This window comes from Fusobacterium varium (genome assembly GCA_021531615.1).
Taxonomy (GTDB): domain Bacteria; phylum Fusobacteriota; class Fusobacteriia; order Fusobacteriales; family Fusobacteriaceae; genus Fusobacterium_A; species Fusobacterium_A varium_C.
This window is the reverse complement of record JADYUE010000015.1, coordinates 16,441-36,631: the sequence shown is the minus strand read 5'-3', so window position 1 is coordinate 36,631 and position 20,191 is coordinate 16,441. Positions and strand designations below refer to the sequence as shown.

Here is a 20,191-nt window from a genome sequence, read left to right as displayed (position 1 = left end):
TCACTATGCCATTCTCAACCCTTGTGGCTTAGCTGAAAAATCAAATTTCTCAAGTTTATTTTCTTTATAGTTTTCTAAAACTTCATCTACACTTTTTAATTCCCCTAATTTGTATGTTGGGATATCAAACTCTTCTATTAAAACAGCAGCTTTTGGTCCAATCTCTCCAGCTATTATCTCATCTACCCCTAAACTCATAAGATTTTTTACAACTTTAAGCCCTGCTCCAGTAGCCTCATCTTTTGCTTCATTTTCAATGATCTCATAATTATTATTTTCTGTATCTATTAAAATAAAGAAACTTGCTCTTCCAAATCTTCTATCAACTTGTGATTCGTAACTATTTTCCTCTAAACCTATTGCTATTTTCATTTTTCCTCCTAAAATCTCTTTATAGAAAATAAAGCTGAACTCCAAGAAAACTCTTGTTACTCAGCTTTATCTCATCTTATTTAATAAAATTCAGTATTAGTGTTGGCATTTGTGATCATCGTCGTGATCGTGGTGATGATGTGCACAAGCTGATCCTTTAGAGTATAGACTTCCTTGTAGGTAGATTCCTAATACATCATCAATTTTTCCAGCAGCTCCTAATATAACTTGTCCACCATTTGCTTTAATTAGGTCAATAGCTCTTTGTCCCATTCCACCAGTAATTACTACATTGATATTGTTAGCAGCTATAAATCTAGGGAATACTCCTGGTGCATGTTCTGGAGCTTCAAGAATCTCTTTTTTAACTACATTTCCATTTTCTATTGTATATACTGCAAATTTTTCACAGTGTCCAAAGTGTTCCTCTACTGTTATCTCGTCATTTGTTGGGAATCCAACTCTTAAAATTTCATTACTCATTAAAACCATCTCCTGTGTTTTTTAATTTTATTGCTTTTAGATGTAATAAACCATCTAATATCTTTCTTCTTCCTGAATTTAGCAGTCTTTGAACAGTTCCCCTAGATATTCCCATTATTTCAGCTGTTTCAATTTGACTTTTTCCCTCATAATCACACAATCTTACAGCCTCTAATTCATCTATCTCTATATCTATAATCTCCATTTCAGACAATGGAATTCCAGTAGGTTTAAATATTCTCTCATTTTCCAATAATCTACAACATCTCTGTTTTTTACACCTTGGCATATTTCCTCCCTAACTGCTATTCTGTGCATATGCACATTTAAAGTATACTCCTATTTATTTTTCTTGTCAACAAGTTTTTAATTAAATAAAAAAGATTCAAATCTATTTTCTAAATTTGAGCCTTAATTTAAATTCTATTAAACGTGTAAATATCTCCATCTACCTTTTTTAAATACTCTATATGCTGCTATACTTCTAAATCCTAAGTCAATAGACATAACAACCCAAGCTCCCAATAGTCCTGTTTCCATTTTGTAAAGGAAAAGGTAAGTTAAAGGTATTCTTATTAGATACATTCCTATTGCAGTAATTAAAAGAACAGCTTTTGTATCTCCAGCCCCTCTCAAGCAACCACTCATTACCATTGATACAGCTAGGAAAGGTTGACATATAGATACTAATCTTAAAGCTCCAGTTGCTAACTCTCTAATTTGAGGGTCATTAGTAAACATTGCTATAATTGTTCCTGGCAATATAAAGAAAAATAATCCAAAAGTAGACATAGCCAATAGAGCTAATGTTGTTGTTGCTTTAGCATCTCTCTCAGCATTTTTAGGTGAGTTTTTACCAAGTTGTTGCCCTACAAGAGCAGTTCCAGCAACTGCAAATCCAAATCCCATATTAAATGAGAATGATTCAGCAGTAAGAGCTATTTTGTGAGATGTATAAGCTATTGTTCCTAAAGAAATAACCATCATTTCAAAAACTAACATCCCTATTCTAAAGATTCCTTGCTCAATAGCAGCAGGTATACCAACTTTTAATATTCTTTTTATCATCTCTTTATCTGTTTTTAGACTTTTAATTGGTAGAGATACCCAGAAATTATCTGTAAAGAATGTTAGATAAACAAAGAAAACTGTTATTATTCCCCTTGAAATAGTAGTTGCTATTCCAGCTCCAAGCACTCCCATACCTAAAGTAAAGATAAATAAGTAGTTTAAAATAACGTTAGAGATAACACTTATTATATTTGAAATCATAGGAAGTGACGCTTTGTTTATTGAACGATAAGCAGCAAAAAATACAACGTTAAAACAAAGAAATGGCAATCCTAAAACAACTGCTTGATAGTATTGAGCTGTCATTTCCATGTTCATATCATTTGCCCTTCCAACTAATTTCAGTATACTTCCTTCAAAAATTAACAATAGTGCTGTAATCAGTATTGAGATTGGAATTGATAGTATAACACTTTGTGCCATTGAGTTTCTTCCCTCTTTGGTGTTATTTGAACCAAATGCCCTACTTACAATGGCAGTTGTTCCTATACTTATAGCAAAGAAAACTGGTATTACAGCTTGTACAGGAGCATTTCCAACTCCAACTGAACTTATAGCCACAGGTCCTAACCTACCTACCATCACCATATCAAAAAATCCAAGTAACGTTTGAACAAATAGGTCTGCTATTGCAGGTAATGCTATTGTAAGAATTGCTGCAAAAACTTTTTTATTTCTTCTCCACTCTCTCTTAAAATCCATGTGCACTCCCCCCTGTTATAATGTTTTATACCTAATTATATTATAATATATTTAACTGTTTTTTTCATTACTATTAATTAAATTCTTTTAAAACTATTTCCCCTTACATCAACAGGAATACTTCTCACAACCTCATCATCTTCAACAACTGTATAGTAACTGCATAGATTTGCTGTTGAGCAAGAGTGATTTGGTATTATCTCAATCTTATCTCCAATTTTTAGATTAGTTTCCCCATGAACATGAAGTTTACCCACCTCTTCAGAAAGTCCAGCTACTATAATTTCAGGGTGTCCAATCACTTTACCAAAACCAACTATTGAAGTGTTTTCATGAGCCCCTTGATCTAGTCCAAGGCATTTAGCTCCAGCATCACAAATAAATAGATCCTCTCTTGGATGAGAAATTATTGTTGCATAAACAGTAAGAGCACAATCCTCTTCAGTAGCTCTATTTACTGACATTTGAATAGTATCTAAAAATACATAGTTTCCTGGATGAAATACATTGATATTTTCATCTTTTACAGCTTGAGAAAAAGTAGGAGTTGAACCACTTGTTATATACTCAAGTTCATAACCTGCACTGTTCATTAGCTCTTTTCCTCTTTTTAAAGTTTCACACTCATCTATAATATATTTATCTAAATCAGCCTCACAATTTGCTCCATACACATGTCCTGGGTGAGTAGATATTCCTCTTAATTTTAAATTTTTCATCTCTTTTAGTTGGTTGGCAAAATCTGCAACTTTCTCAACCTCTACTCCAAAACGGTGAAGTCCACTATCAACTATAATTGTATAGCTTATAGTTACCCCCTCTGCTCCTGCTGCCTCATCTACCATTTTAGCACTTTCTACACTGTCTAATCTCAAAATAAAATCAGATTTCTTACTAAGTTCAATAACTCTATCTATGCTCTCTCTGCTTGCAACAGGGTAAGCATACATTATCTTATTAACTCCCATATCACAACACATTTCACACTCATCAAGAGTACCACAAAGAACTCCAGTAGCTCCAGCCTCAATTTGCATCTTTAAAATCTCTCTGCTTTTGTGAGTTTTTATCATTGGCCATAACTCTTTTCCATTTTTATCACACAACTCTTGATACACTTCTATATTATTTTTAATAGCCTTCATATTTAATAAAATTGTAGGTGTTTTTAATTCTGCTTTTTTCATTTTCCCTCCTCAAAATTTATAAAAAAATAGCTCTCTATAATATTATTTTACCATAGAAAGCTATTAAAAACATATTGTTTTAATTTTTTTGTTAATCTCCAAGTTATTTGAGCAATAGCCTTTTTCATTAGGTAATAACTTACTACTAAACACATAAGTTCAGCTATTGGAATAGAAAGCCAAATTCCCTTTGCTCCTATTAGATCAGGAAGTATAAATAGTGGAATAGCTATAAATACTATTGATCTACCTAGAGAAACTACAACAGATTCAATAGGTTTTTCTATTGATGTCAAGAAAGATGTTGATATTATATTTAAGAAAGAGATCAGATAAGCAAAGCTAATATAGAATAGAGCAGTTTTAGCTAAGCTCATTAATTCTTGATTTCCCTTTGAAAATATTCCTATTATAAAGCCACCCCAAATATGACTTCCTATATATGCAATAGCTCCCAATGTTCCTCCAGTTATAAGAGAAACTCTCAATACTTTCTTGATTTTATCCAAATGTCTAGCACCTAAATTGTAAGCAACAAGTGGTTGTAATGCTTGAGAAAGTCCATACAAGCTGATATTTAACATCTGATTTATATAGAAAACTATTGTTAAAGCTGAAACTCCTAATACCCCTATTTTCTTCATAAGAGTTAGATTAAATAGATACATAGCAAAAGTTGAAGATACAACAGATAACATCTCTGAACTTCCATTAAAAAATATATTCTTTATATCTTTCAAATATATTCTCAAAGATTTTTGTGGAAGTTTAAAGTGAAGATTTGGCAACAGAGCTAAAAAACCAAACATACAAGCTAAAAGTGTAGCTGTTGCTCCCCCTACCATTCCCCATTGAAATTTTTGTATAAATAGATAATCTAACAGAGCATTAAAAGTTAAACAGACACTTCCACTTACAAAAACTAAATTAGGTTTCTCCTCTATCTTAACAAAAGTTTCTGTAAAAATAGGCGAAGTATAGAAGAAAGCCCCTATCATCATTGGAATCATATAGGCTCTAACATAGGGATAAACTTCCTCATTTGCACCTAAAAAGTTGATAAAAAAGTCCAAATTAAATAAAACTATGAGAGATAGAAACTCCAAAACCCCAACTAAAAGCATCAAAGTTATAGAAGTAAGCTCCCTAGCCTTATTCAACTTTTTCTTACCAAAGTATATACTTGTGATAACTCCCCCACCTACACATATCATAAGCCCTACACTCATCAAAAAATTTATCAATGGCATAGATAGATTTACTGCTGCTAACCCTAAAGGTCCAACATTTCTACCTAAGAACATACCATCAATCATAATCTCCAATGAAACAATAAGCATTCCAAAGATACTTGGAATTGCAAATTTAAAAAATAGCTTAGTTATATTTTCAGTTTCAAGAGCATTTCTTTTTGACATAAAAAACCCCCTTAAAATATTTTATTTTTTTCTTAACCATGGTATTATAATCTATATACTTAACTATACAGTCAAGAGGTGAAATTAAAATGAAAAATAGATATAAAATTTCTGAAATAGCTAAGATTTTTAATATATCACGTCAAACTCTAATTTTTTACCATAAAAAAAATATTCTTATCCCTGATATAATAGATGAAGAGAATGGTTATAGATATTATTCAAATGAGCAAATATGGGATCTTTTCTTTCTTCTTACATTAAAGAAAGCTGGCTTTTCATTGGAAGAGATAAAAGCTTATAGTGAGATTAAAAATAGTGATAAAAGCATAATTTTTTTAGAGAATAAGATAAGTGAAATAGATAAAAAAATATCTGAATTGAAAAAATCTAAAAAAACTATCTTAAAAAAACTTGAAAATATTAGAGATTTTTCCTCTACTTCCACAAAGGAAGAGGAGTTTAAACTAGAGGAGATTGAAGATATAAAATGGTATTCCATTGATATGAAAGATGAAACAGATGAGGGAGAGATGGCAACAAACTATGAAAAATTAAACTCTTTTGCTAAAAAATATAGTATAGATGATATTGAATATATTACAATGACAGAGATAAAAAATATTGAAACTGTTAAAATTGATGGTGGAATTGTTCCAGTAAAAAAAGTTGGGATAGTGATACCTAAAAATGTGGTAATTGAAAAAAGTGAAGATCTAATTTTAGGAAAAGTTATATCTATAAAATATAATAATCCATACAGTAATTTAGTTAAAACATATCAAAATTTAAAAAGTTATATTGAAAAAAATGGATATACAACTTATGGTTATGCTATTGAAATTGCACATGAGTTGACTATCTCCACAGAAAAGGGTATTGGGGGAATACTAAAAATTGTAGTTCCTATAAAATATAAATTATAGTTGAAATATCAATAGAATTTATGATACCATAAATTGTACTAATTATTTAATCGAGGTGTTTTTTATGCACAAAAAAGTTATGATACAGGGGACAGGTTCTTCAGTAGGAAAGAGCATTATAACAGCAGGACTATGCAGAATTTTTGCACAAGATGGGTATAGAGTTTCTCCATTTAAATCACAAAACATGGCATTGAACTCATTTGTTGATATTGATGGTTTAGAGATGGGAAGAGCTCAAGTTGTTCAAGCTGAGGCTGCTAAAGAGTTGCCAAGAGCTTTTATGAACCCTATTCTTTTAAAGCCAAATTCAGATAATAACTCACAAATTATAATTGAGGGTGTTCCAGCTAAAAATATGAATGCTGTTGACTATTTTTCAAATTCTACAAAATTAAAGGAGATAGCAAAGAGAAATTATAAGATTATAGAGGATAACTTTGATATAGGAGTTTTAGAAGGTGGGGGTAGTCCAGCAGAGATCAACCTTCGTCAATGGGATTTAGTTAATATGGGAATGGCTGAACTTATTGATGCTCCAGTTATTCTAGTTGGAAATATTGAAACAGGTGGAGTTTTTGCTTCACTTTATGGAAACATTGCTCTTCTTGATGAAGAGGATAGAAAGAGAATAAAAGGTGTTATAATCAATAAATTTAGAGGGGATGTTGAGCTTTTAAAACCTGGAATAAAGATGTTTGAAGAGAGACTTCAAGGTGAGGGATTTGATATTAAAGTGTTAGGAGTTGTTCCATATATCAATCTAAATATTGAGGAAGAGGATGTTTTAGCTAAAAAATTAACTACTAATACAAATGAAAAAAAAGAGATAAATATAAGTGTAATCAGGACAAATAAGATGTCTAACTATACAGATTTTGATGCTTTAAGCCAATATCCTGATGTTGCTTTAAACTATGTATATGATGTTAAAGAGTTGGGAAATGAGGATATTATAATACTTCCAGGAAGTAAAAATACCATTACAGATCTTGAGATGTTAAAAGCTAATGGAATTTTTGATAAAATTAAGGAGTTGCATAGTAAAGGAACAACAGTTGTAGGTATTTGTGGTGGTTTCCAAATGTTAGGAAAAGAGATTTTTGATCCTCATCATATTGAAAGTAACTTTGAAAAAACAGCTGGATTTGGAATTTTAGATACTGTTACAACTATGGAGAAGGTGAAATACACTCATCAAGTTGAGAAAACTCTTTCTAAAATAGAGTCACCATTGTTAGAGGGGTGTAACGGTTTAGTTGTAAAAGGTTATGAGATTCATCAGGGGATTACTAAGGGAAATGAAGTTAATTTGACTACTGAAGATAATCTTATTTTTATAGCTAAAGAAGATAGCTTTGGAACATATATTCATGGTATTTTTGATAATGGAGAGTTTACAAGAAAGTTTTTAAATAATGTTAGAAGGAGAAAAGGACTTGCTCCTATTGATGAGAGTTTCTCTTTTACCGATTTTAAAGAGAGAGAATATGATAAACTTGCTGATCATTTGAGGGCAAATCTTAATATAGAAGAGATCTATAAAATTTTAGGTTAATTATAATTAGTTTACAAAGCACAATTAATTTTGTGCTTTTTTCTTTTGTAAAATTAAGTGAATTTCTTTAAAACAAGAGAAATTTTTCAAAATAAAAATCAAATTTTCTCAAGTTTTAAAATTGTAAGAAAAGTGAAAGAATTAGAATAAAGTGTTTGAAAAAAGTAAAGTTGAAAGAGTTGTAAAAATAGTAAAAGTAGAATTAGAGAACATAACAACTTAAAAAATGCTTTACTTTTTTTAGAAAATAAAGTATACTATACCAGAAAAAATTATTTTTAATAGGAGAGAAATTATGAATAAGAAGTTAGTACTATTTATAGGAATGTTTTCTCTATTTTTTATCTTTGGATTTAAAGTTCAAAAGAATTTTTTAAATCAAACAAATATTATTGAAAAAGTTAAAACTGAAGAAGTTAAGAGTGAAGAAAAAATAGTTAGCAATGAGATAGACAACCTTGAAATACCAAAAAAAGAAGTTGCACAAGTTACACAAAAGGAAGAAAAAAATAGTGATTATGTTCAAAAGGAGATAGATTTAAGAGAATTATCTTCTGTTGAAAGAAAAAAAGCCTTTGTTGATATGCTTTTACCTGCTATAAATGAGGTGCATGAGGAGATAAAGGAAAATAAAGCTATTGTTGAAAAATTAGCTATAAAAGAGGAATTGACTCCAGAAGAGAGAGAGTTTTGTGAGGGACTTTTCAAAACATATAAAGTTGAATATGGAAACTGGAAAGAACTTCAAGGAAAGATGGTTATATATCCAGCCTCTTTGATCCTAACTCAAGGAGCATTAGAGAGTGGTTGGGGAACATCAAGATTTTTTAGAGAGGGAAATAACATTTTTGGAATGTGGTCAACTAACCCTAATGAGCCTAGAATAGCTGCTAAAGGGGTAAGAGATAATGGATTTGTTCAACATTTAAGAAAATATGATACAATTGAAGAGTCTGTGAAGGATATAGTTATGACTATCTCTGTTTCAGATGCTTATAAGACAGTTAGAAAATTGTTAAATGAAGATAAGTCACCTAGTGAAGTGGCTTATGGATTGATTAAATACTCTGAAGAGGGGACTAAATATGTAGAGAAAGTTCAAAAAACTTTAGAGTACAATGAATTTGAGAAATATGATATTTAATTTAAAGATAAAAATAGAGAAAAGTTAAAAGAGAGTGTAGGTGTGCACTCTCTTTTAGTTTGGAAGGTTATTTCTTACTTTCAAATACAAACTCTTTTTGAAAGTAAACTTTTATTATTTCATTGTTATAATGTATAGGAGCAAATCTCCATTTTTTCAATGCTGATATAACAGCATCATCAAATCCCAATTTCTTATGAGATTGGACAATAGTTATATTTTGCACCTCTCCTTTTTCATCAACTAAAAACTTAGCCTTAACAATAACTTTCTTTCTATATCTTATAGTTTCAGCTTGTTTAGGATAGATAGGATCTACCTCTCTTATAATCTTATATTTAATCCCATTATTAGAAAGTGCTGTGTAAGTTCCATCACCATTGTTTTGTAAAATTTTATCTCCACTTGGAATGCTAGAACCACTAGTTTTTTCAGTAGGGGCACTTGAAGTTTCAGAAACTGAAGTAGGTTCAATCTCTTGTTTTACAACTTCTTTCTTTGCAGCTTTTTTCTTCACACTTTTCTTAGGTTGTAAACTTTCTTTCTTTATAGGCTCTTTCTTCTCTACAACTTTCTTTTCCACAGGTTTCTCTTTTACAACCTCTTGTTTAGGAGGCTGCTCAACTATTGGAGTAACTATTTCAGCAGGTGGAGTCACTGGAGTGGGTGAGGCTTTTATCTGGTGAAACTCTATTGCTACACTATGTTTTATAGGTGGATTTCCCTTTTCAACTCTATTGATAGAGAGTTTAAGAAAAAGCAATCCATGAACAATTAATGCTAAAATAAAATATCTCATTTTCACACCTTAACTTTTACTCATAGAAATTTATCCCTAAATTTTCTATCCCATGATTTTTGACCTTTGAAACAACATCTATAATATTTTGATATTTCAAATTTTTATCCCCAGTAATAGCAATACTTTTCACCCCTGAAGTTAAGTAACTATCTAATTCTTCAAAAGTAACCTCTCTTTTTTTATCCTCTTTGTAGTTAATAAAATATCTATTATCCTTATCAATAATTATTTCAAGAGCCTCATTTTCTTCAGCTTTTACACTTTCCATAGTAGAAGTTGGTAGTTCAACCTTTATACTTCCATATTTATTGAATGTACTGGAAACTATAAAAAATATTAGAAGAAGAAAAACCACATCTATTAAAGGTGTTAAATCTGGAGTTAAAAGTGCTCTTTTTTTCTTATATCTTGCCATCTTATCCCCTTACAATATTGATAACATTTGTTGTTATCTTGTCAATCTCTTCTTCAATCTCTTCAATTTTCTTAGTTAATAAGTTGTAAACAACAAGTGCTGGAATAGCTATTGAAAGTCCTGCTGCTGTGGTAATAAGAGCCTTAGATATACTATCAGCAACAAGTGTAGGATCACCAGCTCCAAATTGTGAAAGATCTTTAAATGCATCAATCATTCCAGTAACTGTTCCTAAAAGTCCAAGCATAGGTGCAATATGTGCTATAATCCCTAAAATATGTAATCTCTTTTCAAGGGGAGAGATCTCGTCCATCTGTATCTCTTTAATCAATTGTTCATATTTATGAAACTCCTTTGGAATTGGAGAGCATATATCCCCTCTACAAACAAATTGTTTGATAGAACAACCAACAGCATTTTTTTCCTTATCACAAAGTTCAACAATTTTACACATATCCTTGTTAGAAACAGCTAAAACTATATCTCTTCTAAAGTTTCTATTTAAAGATTTTTCACTTTTAAAAAAGAAAAACAATCTCTCAAGAATTACAGTTGTTGAAATTATTGATAAAACTAGAAGAATCCACATCAATGGACCTCCCACTTGAAAATAATACATCATCTTTTTTTCCTCCAAAACTCACTAAAATCTTTCAATAAAATTTTTAAAATAGTTATATGCGTTATCTAAATCATTTTGATCTGGGTGAGTACTAGCATCTGACCATCTTTTGATTCTCTCTGGATTTGGTCCATGTGGATGATCAGGAGAGAATTTAGTTCTCATCATCTCTATTAGTTTAGGATCAATAGCTCCTTGACAGTGATAATGTCCTAAAACTTTGTTTCCATTATCAGTAAATAATTTTGTAATGCTATTAATGCAATCTTGAGCATGTTTTGAATCTGGGTAAGCTCCTAATGTAAAGAAAAATGCTGTATTCTTATCTTTTATTCCATTTATAAATTTAAGAGCTTTTGCATCTGCTGTTCCTTTATCAATCCAAGTTCCTACAATTATTAGATCATAATCTAAATTTTGTACATCTGCTATATCCATAATTTCACTATTTGTAATAGCTTTTGAAATTGCCTCTGCTACCTTTTTAGTATTTCCTGTTTTTGTTGAGTAAGTAATTAATGTTTTCATATTAAGTAACCTCCGTTGATTAAATTTAATTCAGTTAAGTTATATCAGAAAAATAATTTAAAGTCAATTGTTTTTATAACAAAAAACTTTGATACAAAAAATATTTCTCTTGACAATGAAAAAAAATAATATTAATATAGTCACATGTGAGAAAAATAAATGTGATTTCTGTAATAACACAGAAAAATAGGAGGAAACATCTGTAATGGAGAATAATTTATTTTTATATGAAAAGAGATTAAAGTCACATCACGACAGTAATAGTTTGATAAACAAATATATAAAAAGTACACCGTTTTCACCAAAAGAGTTTGATGAGATGCTACAAAAAACACCAGATAATAGAAAGAAAGCTATCTATGTTCACACTCCATATTGTGATAAAATCTGTTCATTTTGTAATCTAAATAGAAAGCAAATCGATGGGAGTTTGGATGCCTATGCACAATATATAGCTGATGAATTTAAAAAATATGGAAAGACAAAATACTTCCAAGAGAGTGAATTTGAGGTTATTTTCTTTGGTGGTGGAACACCTACTGTATATAAGCCTCAACAATTAGAGCTGATTTTAAAAAGTATTCAAAAGAATGTAAGACTTTCAGAGGGATATGAGTTTACTTTTGAAACAACACTTCATAATCTTACAGATGAAAAACTAAAGGTAATGAAAAAGTACGGAGTGAATAGATTAAGTGTTGGAATCCAAACTTTTTCAGATGAGGGAAGAAAATTCTATAATAGAACTTATGGGAAAGAGGAAGTTATAGAGAGATTGAAAAGGTTAAAAGAGATTTTACAAGGGGATCTATGTGTAGATATTATCTATAATTTTCCAGATCAAAAGATTGAAGATGTACTAGAAGATGCAAGAATAGTAAAAGAGATAGGATTAAGTAGTGCTAGTTTCTATTCATTGATGGTACATGAGGGATCTAAACTTTCAAAAGATATTGAAAGTGAAAAGGTTAAGATGAAAACAGATGTAGAGAGAGATTATCTTCTGTATCAACATTTTGTAGATGAGATGCTATTAGATAATAGCTATCATATTTTAGAGCTAACAAAAATAGCTAAAAATAATGGGGATAACTATAAATATATCAGAGTTAGAAATACTGGAGGAGACACCTTCCCAATCGGTGTAGGAGCTGGAGGAAGTGTTCAAGGTATTGGTAAGTTTAATATGAGTAAGGAGATGAGTTTCTGCTCTAAACAGACAGAATACCATGAAAGATTTGCTAGATTATCTGGATATATGCAGTTTCCTGTAATAGAAAAGGCAGTTGTACAAGAGATGTTATCTCAAAAGGAGTATGGATATTTCCATGAAAAGATGAAAGATTATGAGGAAAAGGGATTAGTAGTAATTGATGAAACCTCTTATAATCTTACAAAATTGGGAATTTTCTGGGGAAACAATATTTCAAGTGAAATTATTATCTACATAATGGAAAAAATATTTAATAAATAAAAATTTATCCAATTTTTAGCATATCGCTAGAGTTAAAGCAAAGATACCTTTATATTTATAAAGCTAGATTATTGAGGAAAGTAAAAAGATATTATCCCTAACATCAAGTTGATGTAATTTCCAAAAGTAAAGGAGTGTAAACGACTATTACTTTTGAGACACAGGCGAAGTCCTGTGCTACATTAATTTTTTAGAAGCCCTCAGCGAAATGCAGTTAAGAAAATGCAACGTGTTTGAGCGGAGCTTGCGGAGCGAGTTTTGCATTTTCAACGAAATGAGCAATAGGGATTCTTTATTCACTGACATGGAAGCAACTTGATGTTAAAAAGAAATTTAATTAACTAAGATTGACTAATTAACATAAATACCAAAGGAACTTTGTCAAAATGTAACGATGTGCTGAATAAATAATCTTGTTTAAAGAAAGAGTATATAAATAAATTTAAGATAGGAGAAAGAGAATGAATAAAAGAGTTTTGGGATTGATTTGGGCAGGTTTAACCATAGCAGCATATGGTGAAGAATCAGTGGATTTAGGTAAAAGTGTAGTTTATTCAACAACAGGTTTTGCCACAGAGATGAGAAAAACTGCAAGTACTCCAACAGTTGTTACATCTAAAGAGATAGAGGAAAAGAACTATAAAACAGTCAGTGAGGTTTTAGACTCTATACCAAGTATCAATGTTGTAAAGCAGGGAAAAGACTCAATAATTGACTTGAGAGGACAAGGGGACAAGGCTAAACAAAATGTACAAATTTTAGTTGATGGAGTACAGATCAACTCTCTAGATACCTCAATGACTGCAACTCCAATAGACACAATCTCACCAGATAGCATTGAGAGAATAGAGGTTATTCCAGGTGGAGGAAGTGTCCTTTATGGAAGTGGAACTTCTGGAGGAGTAGTAAATATTATCACTAAAAAAGGTAGTGGTAGAAAAGCTATGGTAGGCTTTGACTATGGAGAGTATGGAAGTGAAAAAACAAATGTAGCAGTGGGAGAAAGTTTTGGAAATTTTGATATAAACCTTGCTTATACTAAAAATGATAGAAAAGGTTATAGAGATAATGATGAATCAGATTCAGATTATTTCCAAGGAGATTTAGGATATAGAATTTCTGATACACAAAATATTAACTTTAAATATAGTAAATACAAAGCTGATGAAGATTACCCTAAAATGTTAAGTAAAAAGGAAGTTGAGGAAGATAGAAAACAAGATGGACTTACTCGTTCTAAATGGGGTACAGGAATAAATGGAACAGAGACAGACAAAGATGAGTATGTATTGACATATAATAATAAACTATCTGAAAGTTTAGATTTTAATCTTACAGGGTTCTATCAAAATACAGAGATGAAAATTAGAACTTGGGATTTTGGAACAATAACTTCTCCTATGCCTGGGTCAGCTATTGCAGATCAAAGAGGATTGTTTGAAGATGAAAAATGGGGAGTAAAACCTAAATTTAGATACTCATATGGTGAGGGAAGTAGCCTGATTTTTGGTATGGATTATATTCAAAATAAAGCTAAAAGAGTTAGTGATATGAGAATTCAACCTATAAAAGCTGCTACTGGTGGACTTAGTTCAATGAGCATAAAATCTATTACAACAAATAATTTAGAAAAAGAAACTATAAGTGGTTATGTAATGAATAACTATGTTTGGGGAGATTTTGAATTTGCTCAAGGTTTAAGATATGAAAAAGCTAATTATGAGGCTGATAGAAATACAAATAGAGTTGTAAGTATGAATGGAAGCCCTATGCAAACAAATAATGAAGGTAGAAAAGTAACTACTGATGAAGACAACTTTGCTTATGAATTGTCAGCTAACTATCTATATTCAGATACTGGAAAGGCTTATGTAAGATATGAAAGAGGATTTACTTCTCCACCACCTGCACTTCTTACAAATAAAGTTACAACAAATGGTTTAGCAAACTACTACTTAAATGATCTAAACTCTGAAAAATATGATAACTTTGAGATTGGATTCTCTGATTATATTGGTTTCTCAAATGTAAGTGGATCTGTTTTCTATACAGTAACTAAAGATGAAATAACACAAGATATGGCATCAGGAATGCCACCTGCTTGGATATATAACTATAATTTAGGTAAAACAGAGAGAGTTGGATTTGAGCTTAAAGCTGAACAATATCTAGGAAAATTAACACTTTCACAATCTTACTCTTTTATCAATGCTAAGATAAAAGATGGTAAAAAAGGTGTTTATGATAAAGATGGAAACAAAACAGGATATGTTGATTTAGAAGGAAATAGAGTTGCTAAAGTTCCTAAAAATAAATTTAATATTGGGGCAAACTATGCTTTCACAGATAACTTTAATTTAGGAGCAGAGGTAGTATATGTTGATAAGATCTACTTAAATAATGAAAATTTAGGTGGAAAAGTTAATTCACACACAGTGACAAATATTAGAGCTAACTATAACTTTAACTCTGGTTTAACTCTATATGCAGGAATTAATAATATTTTCAATGAACAATATTATGAGGCTGTGGACTACTCTTTAAGTGAAGGATATACATATGATCCAGCAGCAGAGAGAAACTATTATGTAGGCTTTAAATATAGCCTATAATTGAAAGTGATGCAGATGGAAAAAATTCTACCATTAATTTTAACAGTGGGAATTTTAGCAGTTGGAATACTCTCTATACCATTAGGGAGTGTTCCTATTCCATTAGAATATATATTCTCTCCTGCTAATGCCCCTGAATATATAAAGACAATTATTTTTAATTTAAGATTGCCAAGAATAGTTATGTCACTATTGATAGGTATGATGCTCTCTTCAAGTGGAGCAGTAGTTCAAACAGTTTTCCAAAACCCATTGGCAGATCCCTATATTATTGGAATTGCAGCAAGTGCAACTTTTGGAGCAGTAATAGCCTATGTTTTAAATTTACCAGATTTTATGTATGGAGTTCTTGCATTTTTTAGCTGCCTTACAAGTACACTTCTAATATTTAAAATGGCTAAGAAAGGGGATAGGGTAAATGTTGCAACTCTTTTAATAATAGGTATAGCAGTTTCCTCTTTTCTTGGGGCATTTACATCATTTGCTATGTATCTTATTGGAGAGGACTCTTTTAAAATTACAATGTGGCTTATGGGATATTTAGGAAATGCAACTTGGGAGCAAGTTATTTTAATATTGATTCCTCTACTATTTTCAGTGACATATTTCTTTTTAAAGAGAAATGAGTTAGATGCTCTTCTCTCTGGAGATGAAGAAGCTCACTCTCTAGGGATAGATGTAAATAGATTGAAGATAAGAGCCTTGACAGTGTCAGCTTTTGTGGTGGCATTCTCTGTGGCATTTTCAGGAATGATAGGCTTTGTAGGGCTTATAGTTCCCCACACAATGAGAATGATCCTCGGTCCCTCTAATAGAAAGATGTTTTTAAGTACAATTTTAGCTGGGGGATTTTTCCTACTTGTATGTGATACCTTTGGACGTATAATTTTAGCTCCAACAGAGATACCAATAGGAGTTATTACTGCATTCTTTGGAGCACCTTTCTTTCTATACTTAGCTTTAAAAAATAAGAGGAGAGATTTTTAATGGAGATTATAAATATAGAGAATTTAAACTTTGGATATGGAGAGAGGCAAATATTAAATAATCTTTCCCTTTCAATAGATGAGAAAAAGTTAGTAGGGATACTAGGTCCAAACGGTTGTGGAAAATCAACTTTACTAAAAAATATACTTGGATATCTTCATAGCTCATCTGGAACTATAAAAATAGCTAACAAAAATTCAAAAGAATTTTCACAGAAAGAAAAATCTAAATTGATCTCTTTAGTTCCTCAAAAATCTCAACTTATATCTGCTATGAGTGTAGAGGAGTTTGTCCTTATGGGAAGATTACCACATCTTGAAAATAGTTGGAAAGGTTATAGTAGAGAGGATAGGGAATTAGCTGAAAAAGCTTTGAACTCTTTAGATCTTGAGAGATTTAAAAAGAGAACAGCTACCACTCTATCTGGTGGAGAGTTCCAAAGGGTATTACTTGCAAGGGCAATTACACAGGATACAGAGATTATACTTTTAGATGAGCCAACATCTGCTCTTGATCTGAATCACGCTATTGAGCTTATGGAAAAGGTAAAGGAGATAGTGAGAAAAGAGGGAAAGACAGCAGTTGCAGTATTGCATGATCTCAATCTTGCTGCTCTTTTTTGTGATGAATTGATTATGCTAAAAAATGGAAAACTCTTTTGTAAGGGGACGCCTAAAGAGGTATTGACTAAGGAAAATTTAAAAGAGGTTTATAATTTGAATTGTGATATCTTTTATGGGGAAAATGATTTTCCATATATTATACCCAAAATCAAATAAAAGTTATTTTTAGTTATCTAATACATTGTTAGTTTTATAGCAAAGATTCCTTTGTATTTAGCTAATATTAGAAAATATATAATTGTTACTAACATCAAGTTGACGTAATTTAGAGGTGAATATTAGAATCCCTTAGCGAAATGAAGTTAAGAAAATGCAACGTGTTTGAGACGAAGTCGAGTTCCAAAAATAGAGGAACTTTAGTGACTACTATTTTTGAGATGCAGAAGTGAAAGAATGGAACTTCTGCGATACCCATAGTCAGATGAGTGCTACTCTCTCTTTATTCTACGACATGGAATTTAGCTGATATTTAAAATCTTAGTTTTGATAACTAAAATTAACTAATAAACATAAATAACAAAGGTACTTTGTCAAAACCTAACGATGTATAATAAATTTAACTAAATTTAAAGAAAGGAAGTATATAAATGAATATTAAAAAAAGATTTTTTTTACTACTAACTTTTTGTTTTATCTCAATAGTTTCATACTCCCTTGAAATAAAAGATGGTATGGTAGTTGATAAATACAATAACTCAGTAGAGCTTAAAGAGTACAATAGAATTGTTTTAGCTGATCCTGCTGGAATAGAAATTCTTTATATGTTGGGAGCAGAGGATAAGATAGCAGCTATTGGAAAAACTTTTATGAGTAAGATAGAGCCTGTTGAGAAAACTAATAAACTTCCAAGTGTAGGAAATATAACAAAACCTAGTATTGAAAAAATACTATCTTTTTCTCCAGATTTAGTAATTTTAAACACTATGTCTGTTTCAACAGGGGATAGTTTAAAGAAATTGAAAATACCATTTATTATAAGTGAAACAGAGAAAATAGATGATATATTTAAAAATTTAGAGATCTATGGGGAGTTTACAGGAAAAAAAGTAGAAGCAGAGGCTATCTATCAAGATGGTAAAAAGAGAGTTGAAACTTTAAAAGCTAAGTTAGAAAAAGAACCACTTAATCTAAAAGGAGCTATTTTATATGTAACTACTCCTATGTTGGCTTTTAATGATGAATCACTTCCTGGGGAGATTATGAGGTTTTTAGGAGTTAAAAATATAGCTGGAGATTTAAAAGGAAGCAGACCAATTATATCTCAAGATCTTCTTATTAGAGAAAATCCAGATTTTTTAGCAGGAGCTATGAGTATTAAATCTCCTGATGATCTGAAGAAATCAGCTGTTTTAAAAACTACTGCTGGGAAAAAGGAAAATCTATTTATAGTTGATTCTAGTAAGATTTTAAGAGGTTCTCCAAGATTATTTGAGGAGATGGAGAAGTTCTATAATGAGCTTGTAATTATAAAGAATAAGTAAAATAAAAAAAGTAGACTGTAATAAATTAATAAGATGAAATTATTAAATTTACAGTCTTTTTATTTGTTTAAAAATCAAATTAAAGTTAATGTTAATTTATAAAAATGAACTTTAAAAAATTCTATATTTTTGTTAAAATAAAATTGAAAAATTAAATAAAAGGGAGGTACAAAATGAAAAAAATATTGATCTTTATATTTTTGAATACAGTATTAGTTGCTTACACCCAAAATAACCTTCCTATTATTGAAGAAAAAATAGATGTAAAGGAAGAATTAACAGAGGAAAAACTATTAGAGATAATTAAAATTGCTGAAAACTCTCCAGAGCCAGAGAGTAGTGTAGAGATAGATGAAAATATTCAAGAGCAACAGTTTTTAACTAGCAATGGTGGAGATAGATTGCATTTTGAAAGTGAGTATAGTGCTTTGGTAAAAAACTACTACGATTTTTTAGATAGTTTAAATAGTGAGATAAAAGAGTATGAGTTTGAGGATAAAACAAAGGTTGTCCCTATAAAAAATGAGATTTCAAAGGAGTTGACATCTGAAAAGTTGATTGAGGATTTTGAAATAGGTGTAGGGGTAAAATATCAAGGACAGAGAGATGAAAGATACCGTTTTGATGAGGAGCAAAGTGGTATAGGGCATAAAAATCGAACTCTTTCAGATGAAAATAGTTTTGGAAATATTCCAGTATATGCAACTGGAAAATATAATTTTTCTACCACAGAAACAGGAGCTAAACCATATTTAAAACTTAACTTAGGTTACTATATTGAAGGGGTAGAAAATAGAGAGAGCGAACTTTCTAAAAGTGAATACACCTCATTAAATAGATCAATGGAGTATGAAAATGGAAGATATTATGGAATTGGTGGGGGAGTAGAGTATAAAAATGGCTTAACCTTCGATGTGATGTATCAGATTAATAAAAATAAGGACAGAGAGGAGAGAGCAGGAAAAGAGGATAGAATCACTTTTTCTGTGGAGTATAAATTGGATTTGTGAAAGGATTATTAAAAAAAGATTATGATTTTTGATATATTGATATTTATTGAAATTTTTTAACTAATTATCAATATAAATTTTCTAAATAAAAAATAAAATGAGCATAAATATTGTATATTATGATAAAAAATAGAACTGTTTATGTATTTAAAATACTTGACTAATGTATTAATAGAATGTATAATTGACATAAGATAAAAATAAAATTTTTAAGGTTTGTATTATACAATTAAAAGGGAAGTTAAGTGCAAAGCTTACGCGGTCCCGCCACTGTAAAGATGATGAAAGCAAGAATACCACTGAATTATTTTGGGAAGGCTTGTGAGTAGGGAGAATCTGAGTCAGGAGACCTGCCTTAAAAACTTTACGACTATCCTGCGGGGACGGGGAAGTGTTAGCAACTTCTCTCCAGTAAATTTTATGGAGGAGAAAAAATTGTTCATCATTAGTAAACAAAAAAATATAAAAATAGATTAAGAATGACTATATATTATTACAATCATCAAATTAAAGTTTAATTTTGATGCTTTTTAATTTATCAGTCATTCTTTTTTTATATAATTATATAATAATATAATATCCTAACATCAACTAAGATGAAGTTCATTGACAAATATTAGAAGCCCTCAGCGAAATGCAGTTAAGAAAATGCAACGTGTTTGAGGCGAAGCCGAGTTCCAAAAATAGAGAAGCTTTAGCGACTACTATTTTTGAGATGCAGGAGTAGAACTCCTGCGATACCCATACGAAATGAGCAATAGGGATTCTTTATTTGA

At 30.6% G+C, this 20,191-nt stretch carries 19 protein-coding genes and 1 riboswitch; of the genes, 9 read left to right on the top strand and 10 right to left on the bottom strand.

What is annotated here, in order from left to right; all coding sequences use genetic code 11:
* Window positions 1-3 precede the first annotated feature (3 nt).
* From I6E31_06730 to I6E31_06705, 6 genes are all read right to left on the bottom strand, one after another.
* Window positions 4-372 (bottom strand): NifB/NifX family molybdenum-iron cluster-binding protein, encoded by a 369-nt coding sequence (locus I6E31_06730; GenBank protein ID MCF2639669.1) that lies wholly within the window; start codon window positions 370-372, stop codon window positions 4-6.
* Window positions 373-468: 96 nt separating this feature from the next.
* Window positions 469-855, bottom strand: coding sequence for a NifB/NifX family molybdenum-iron cluster-binding protein (locus I6E31_06725; protein MCF2639668.1), 387 nt, complete (start codon window positions 853-855; stop codon window positions 469-471).
* On the bottom strand, window positions 848-1,144 hold the full coding sequence (locus tag I6E31_06720) for a DUF134 domain-containing protein (GenBank protein MCF2639667.1): 297 nt from the start codon (window positions 1,142-1,144) through the stop codon (window positions 848-850). Before I6E31_06720 ends, I6E31_06725 begins: the two co-directional genes overlap by 8 nt.
* A 137-nt stretch (window positions 1,145-1,281) precedes the next feature.
* Entirely contained in the window at window positions 1,282-2,628 is a 1,347-nt protein-coding gene (locus tag I6E31_06715) for an MATE family efflux transporter (GenBank protein ID MCF2639666.1), read from the bottom strand.
* 77 nt (window positions 2,629-2,705) lie between these two features.
* Window positions 2,706-3,815, bottom strand: a complete 1,110-nt coding sequence (locus I6E31_06710) for an alanine racemase (protein ID MCF2639665.1) — start codon at window positions 3,813-3,815, stop codon at window positions 2,706-2,708.
* A gap of 47 nt (window positions 3,816-3,862) precedes the next feature.
* Window positions 3,863-5,233 (bottom strand): MATE family efflux transporter, encoded by a 1,371-nt coding sequence (locus tag I6E31_06705; protein MCF2639664.1) that lies wholly within the window; start codon window positions 5,231-5,233, stop codon window positions 3,863-3,865.
* 89 nt (window positions 5,234-5,322) lie between these two features.
* On the opposite strand from I6E31_06705, the gene I6E31_06700 reads away from it, so the two are divergent.
* The 3 genes from I6E31_06700 (at window position 5,323) to I6E31_06690 (ending at window position 8,861) form a co-directional block, all read left to right on the top strand.
* Window positions 5,323-6,159, top strand: coding sequence for a MerR family transcriptional regulator (locus tag I6E31_06700; GenBank protein MCF2639663.1), 837 nt, complete (start codon window positions 5,323-5,325; stop codon window positions 6,157-6,159).
* Between the two features lie 64 nt (window positions 6,160-6,223).
* A complete protein-coding gene (locus I6E31_06695; GenBank protein ID MCF2639662.1) occupies window positions 6,224-7,717 on the top strand; it encodes a cobyric acid synthase in 1,494 nt (497 codons plus the stop codon).
* A gap of 325 nt (window positions 7,718-8,042) precedes the next feature.
* Complete coding sequence (locus tag I6E31_06690; GenBank protein ID MCF2639661.1) at window positions 8,043-8,861, top strand: glucosaminidase domain-containing protein; 819 nt, start codon at window positions 8,043-8,045, stop codon at window positions 8,859-8,861.
* Window positions 8,862-8,928: 67 nt separating this feature from the next.
* Here the strand turns inward: I6E31_06690 and I6E31_06685 are convergent, their stop codons facing one another.
* Genes I6E31_06685 through I6E31_06670 form a run of 4 tightly spaced genes read right to left on the bottom strand, consistent with a single transcriptional unit; the run spans window position 8,929 to window position 11,228 of the window.
* Entirely contained in the window at window positions 8,929-9,660 is a 732-nt protein-coding gene (locus tag I6E31_06685; GenBank protein ID MCF2639660.1) for an energy transducer TonB, read from the bottom strand.
* 16 nt (window positions 9,661-9,676) lie between these two features.
* Window positions 9,677-10,078 (bottom strand): biopolymer transporter ExbD, encoded by a 402-nt coding sequence (locus I6E31_06680; protein ID MCF2639659.1) that lies wholly within the window; start codon window positions 10,076-10,078, stop codon window positions 9,677-9,679.
* 1 nt (window position 10,079) lies between these two features.
* Window positions 10,080-10,700, bottom strand: a complete 621-nt coding sequence (locus I6E31_06675) for a MotA/TolQ/ExbB proton channel family protein (protein MCF2639658.1) — start codon at window positions 10,698-10,700, stop codon at window positions 10,080-10,082.
* Between the two features lie 21 nt (window positions 10,701-10,721).
* Window positions 10,722-11,228, bottom strand: a complete 507-nt coding sequence (locus I6E31_06670) for a flavodoxin (GenBank protein ID MCF2639657.1) — start codon at window positions 11,226-11,228, stop codon at window positions 10,722-10,724.
* 205 nt (window positions 11,229-11,433) lie between these two features.
* Here I6E31_06670 and I6E31_06665 point away from each other — a divergent pair, with 205 nt between their 5' ends.
* From I6E31_06665 to I6E31_06640, 6 genes are all read left to right on the top strand, one after another.
* On the top strand, window positions 11,434-12,702 hold the full coding sequence (locus I6E31_06665) for a coproporphyrinogen III oxidase family protein (GenBank protein ID MCF2639656.1): 1,269 nt from the start codon (window positions 11,434-11,436) through the stop codon (window positions 12,700-12,702).
* 461 nt (window positions 12,703-13,163) lie between these two features.
* Window positions 13,164-15,314 carry a TonB-dependent receptor gene (locus I6E31_06660; protein MCF2639655.1) on the top strand — a complete coding sequence of 717 codons (2,151 nt, stop codon included), beginning with the start codon at window positions 13,164-13,166 and terminating at the stop codon, window positions 15,312-15,314.
* 15 nt (window positions 15,315-15,329) lie between these two features.
* Window positions 15,330-16,301: an iron ABC transporter permease gene (locus I6E31_06655; protein ID MCF2639654.1), complete on the top strand. Its 972-nt coding sequence runs from the start codon at window positions 15,330-15,332 to the stop codon at window positions 16,299-16,301.
* Window positions 16,301-17,080, top strand: coding sequence for an ABC transporter ATP-binding protein (locus I6E31_06650; GenBank protein ID MCF2639653.1), 780 nt, complete (start codon window positions 16,301-16,303; stop codon window positions 17,078-17,080). Before I6E31_06655 ends, I6E31_06650 begins: the two co-directional genes overlap by 1 nt.
* Window positions 17,081-17,511: 431 nt before the next feature.
* On the top strand, window positions 17,512-18,405 hold the full coding sequence (locus I6E31_06645; protein MCF2639652.1) for an ABC transporter substrate-binding protein: 894 nt from the start codon (window positions 17,512-17,514) through the stop codon (window positions 18,403-18,405).
* Window positions 18,406-18,578: 173 nt separating this feature from the next.
* Complete coding sequence (locus I6E31_06640) at window positions 18,579-19,415, top strand: hypothetical protein (protein ID MCF2639651.1); 837 nt, start codon at window positions 18,579-18,581, stop codon at window positions 19,413-19,415.
* 195 nt (window positions 19,416-19,610) lie between these two features.
* Window positions 19,611-19,788, top strand: a riboswitch (cobalamin riboswitch).
* Window positions 19,789-20,191: the final 403 nt, after the last annotated feature.

Bases quoted from the DNA above. Each gene is read 5' to 3' on its own strand.
- I6E31_06710 (MCF2639665.1), bottom strand. From the start codon at position 3,815: ATGAAAAAAGCAGAATTAAAAACACCTACAATTTTATTAAATATGAAG.
- I6E31_06730 (MCF2639669.1), bottom strand. From the start codon at position 372: ATGAAAATAGCAATAGGTTTAGAGGAAAATAGTTACGAATCACAAGTT.
- I6E31_06695 (MCF2639662.1), top strand. From the start codon at position 6,224: ATGCACAAAAAAGTTATGATACAGGGGACAGGTTCTTCAGTAGGAAAG.
- I6E31_06675 (MCF2639658.1), bottom strand. From the start codon at position 10,700: ATGATGTATTATTTTCAAGTGGGAGGTCCATTGATGTGGATTCTTCTA.
- I6E31_06715 (MCF2639666.1), bottom strand. From the start codon at position 2,628: ATGGATTTTAAGAGAGAGTGGAGAAGAAATAAAAAAGTTTTTGCAGCA.
- I6E31_06680 (MCF2639659.1), bottom strand. From the start codon at position 10,078: ATGGCAAGATATAAGAAAAAAAGAGCACTTTTAACTCCAGATTTAACA.
- I6E31_06685 (MCF2639660.1), bottom strand. From the start codon at position 9,660: ATGAGATATTTTATTTTAGCATTAATTGTTCATGGATTGCTTTTTCTT.
- I6E31_06645 (MCF2639652.1), top strand. From the start codon at position 17,512: ATGAATATTAAAAAAAGATTTTTTTTACTACTAACTTTTTGTTTTATC.
- I6E31_06700 (MCF2639663.1), top strand. From the start codon at position 5,323: ATGAAAAATAGATATAAAATTTCTGAAATAGCTAAGATTTTTAATATA.
- I6E31_06640 (MCF2639651.1), top strand. From the start codon at position 18,579: ATGAAAAAAATATTGATCTTTATATTTTTGAATACAGTATTAGTTGCT.
- I6E31_06650 (MCF2639653.1), top strand. From the start codon at position 16,301: ATGGAGATTATAAATATAGAGAATTTAAACTTTGGATATGGAGAGAGG.
- I6E31_06665 (MCF2639656.1), top strand. From the start codon at position 11,434: ATGGAGAATAATTTATTTTTATATGAAAAGAGATTAAAGTCACATCAC.
- I6E31_06690 (MCF2639661.1), top strand. From the start codon at position 8,043: ATGTTTTCTCTATTTTTTATCTTTGGATTTAAAGTTCAAAAGAATTTT.
- I6E31_06705 (MCF2639664.1), bottom strand. From the start codon at position 5,233: ATGTCAAAAAGAAATGCTCTTGAAACTGAAAATATAACTAAGCTATTT.
- I6E31_06670 (MCF2639657.1), bottom strand. From the start codon at position 11,228: ATGAAAACATTAATTACTTACTCAACAAAAACAGGAAATACTAAAAAG.
- I6E31_06725 (MCF2639668.1), bottom strand. From the start codon at position 855: ATGAGTAATGAAATTTTAAGAGTTGGATTCCCAACAAATGACGAGATA.
- I6E31_06655 (MCF2639654.1), top strand. From the start codon at position 15,330: ATGGAAAAAATTCTACCATTAATTTTAACAGTGGGAATTTTAGCAGTT.
- I6E31_06660 (MCF2639655.1), top strand. From the start codon at position 13,164: ATGAATAAAAGAGTTTTGGGATTGATTTGGGCAGGTTTAACCATAGCA.
- I6E31_06720 (MCF2639667.1), bottom strand. From the start codon at position 1,144: ATGCCAAGGTGTAAAAAACAGAGATGTTGTAGATTATTGGAAAATGAG.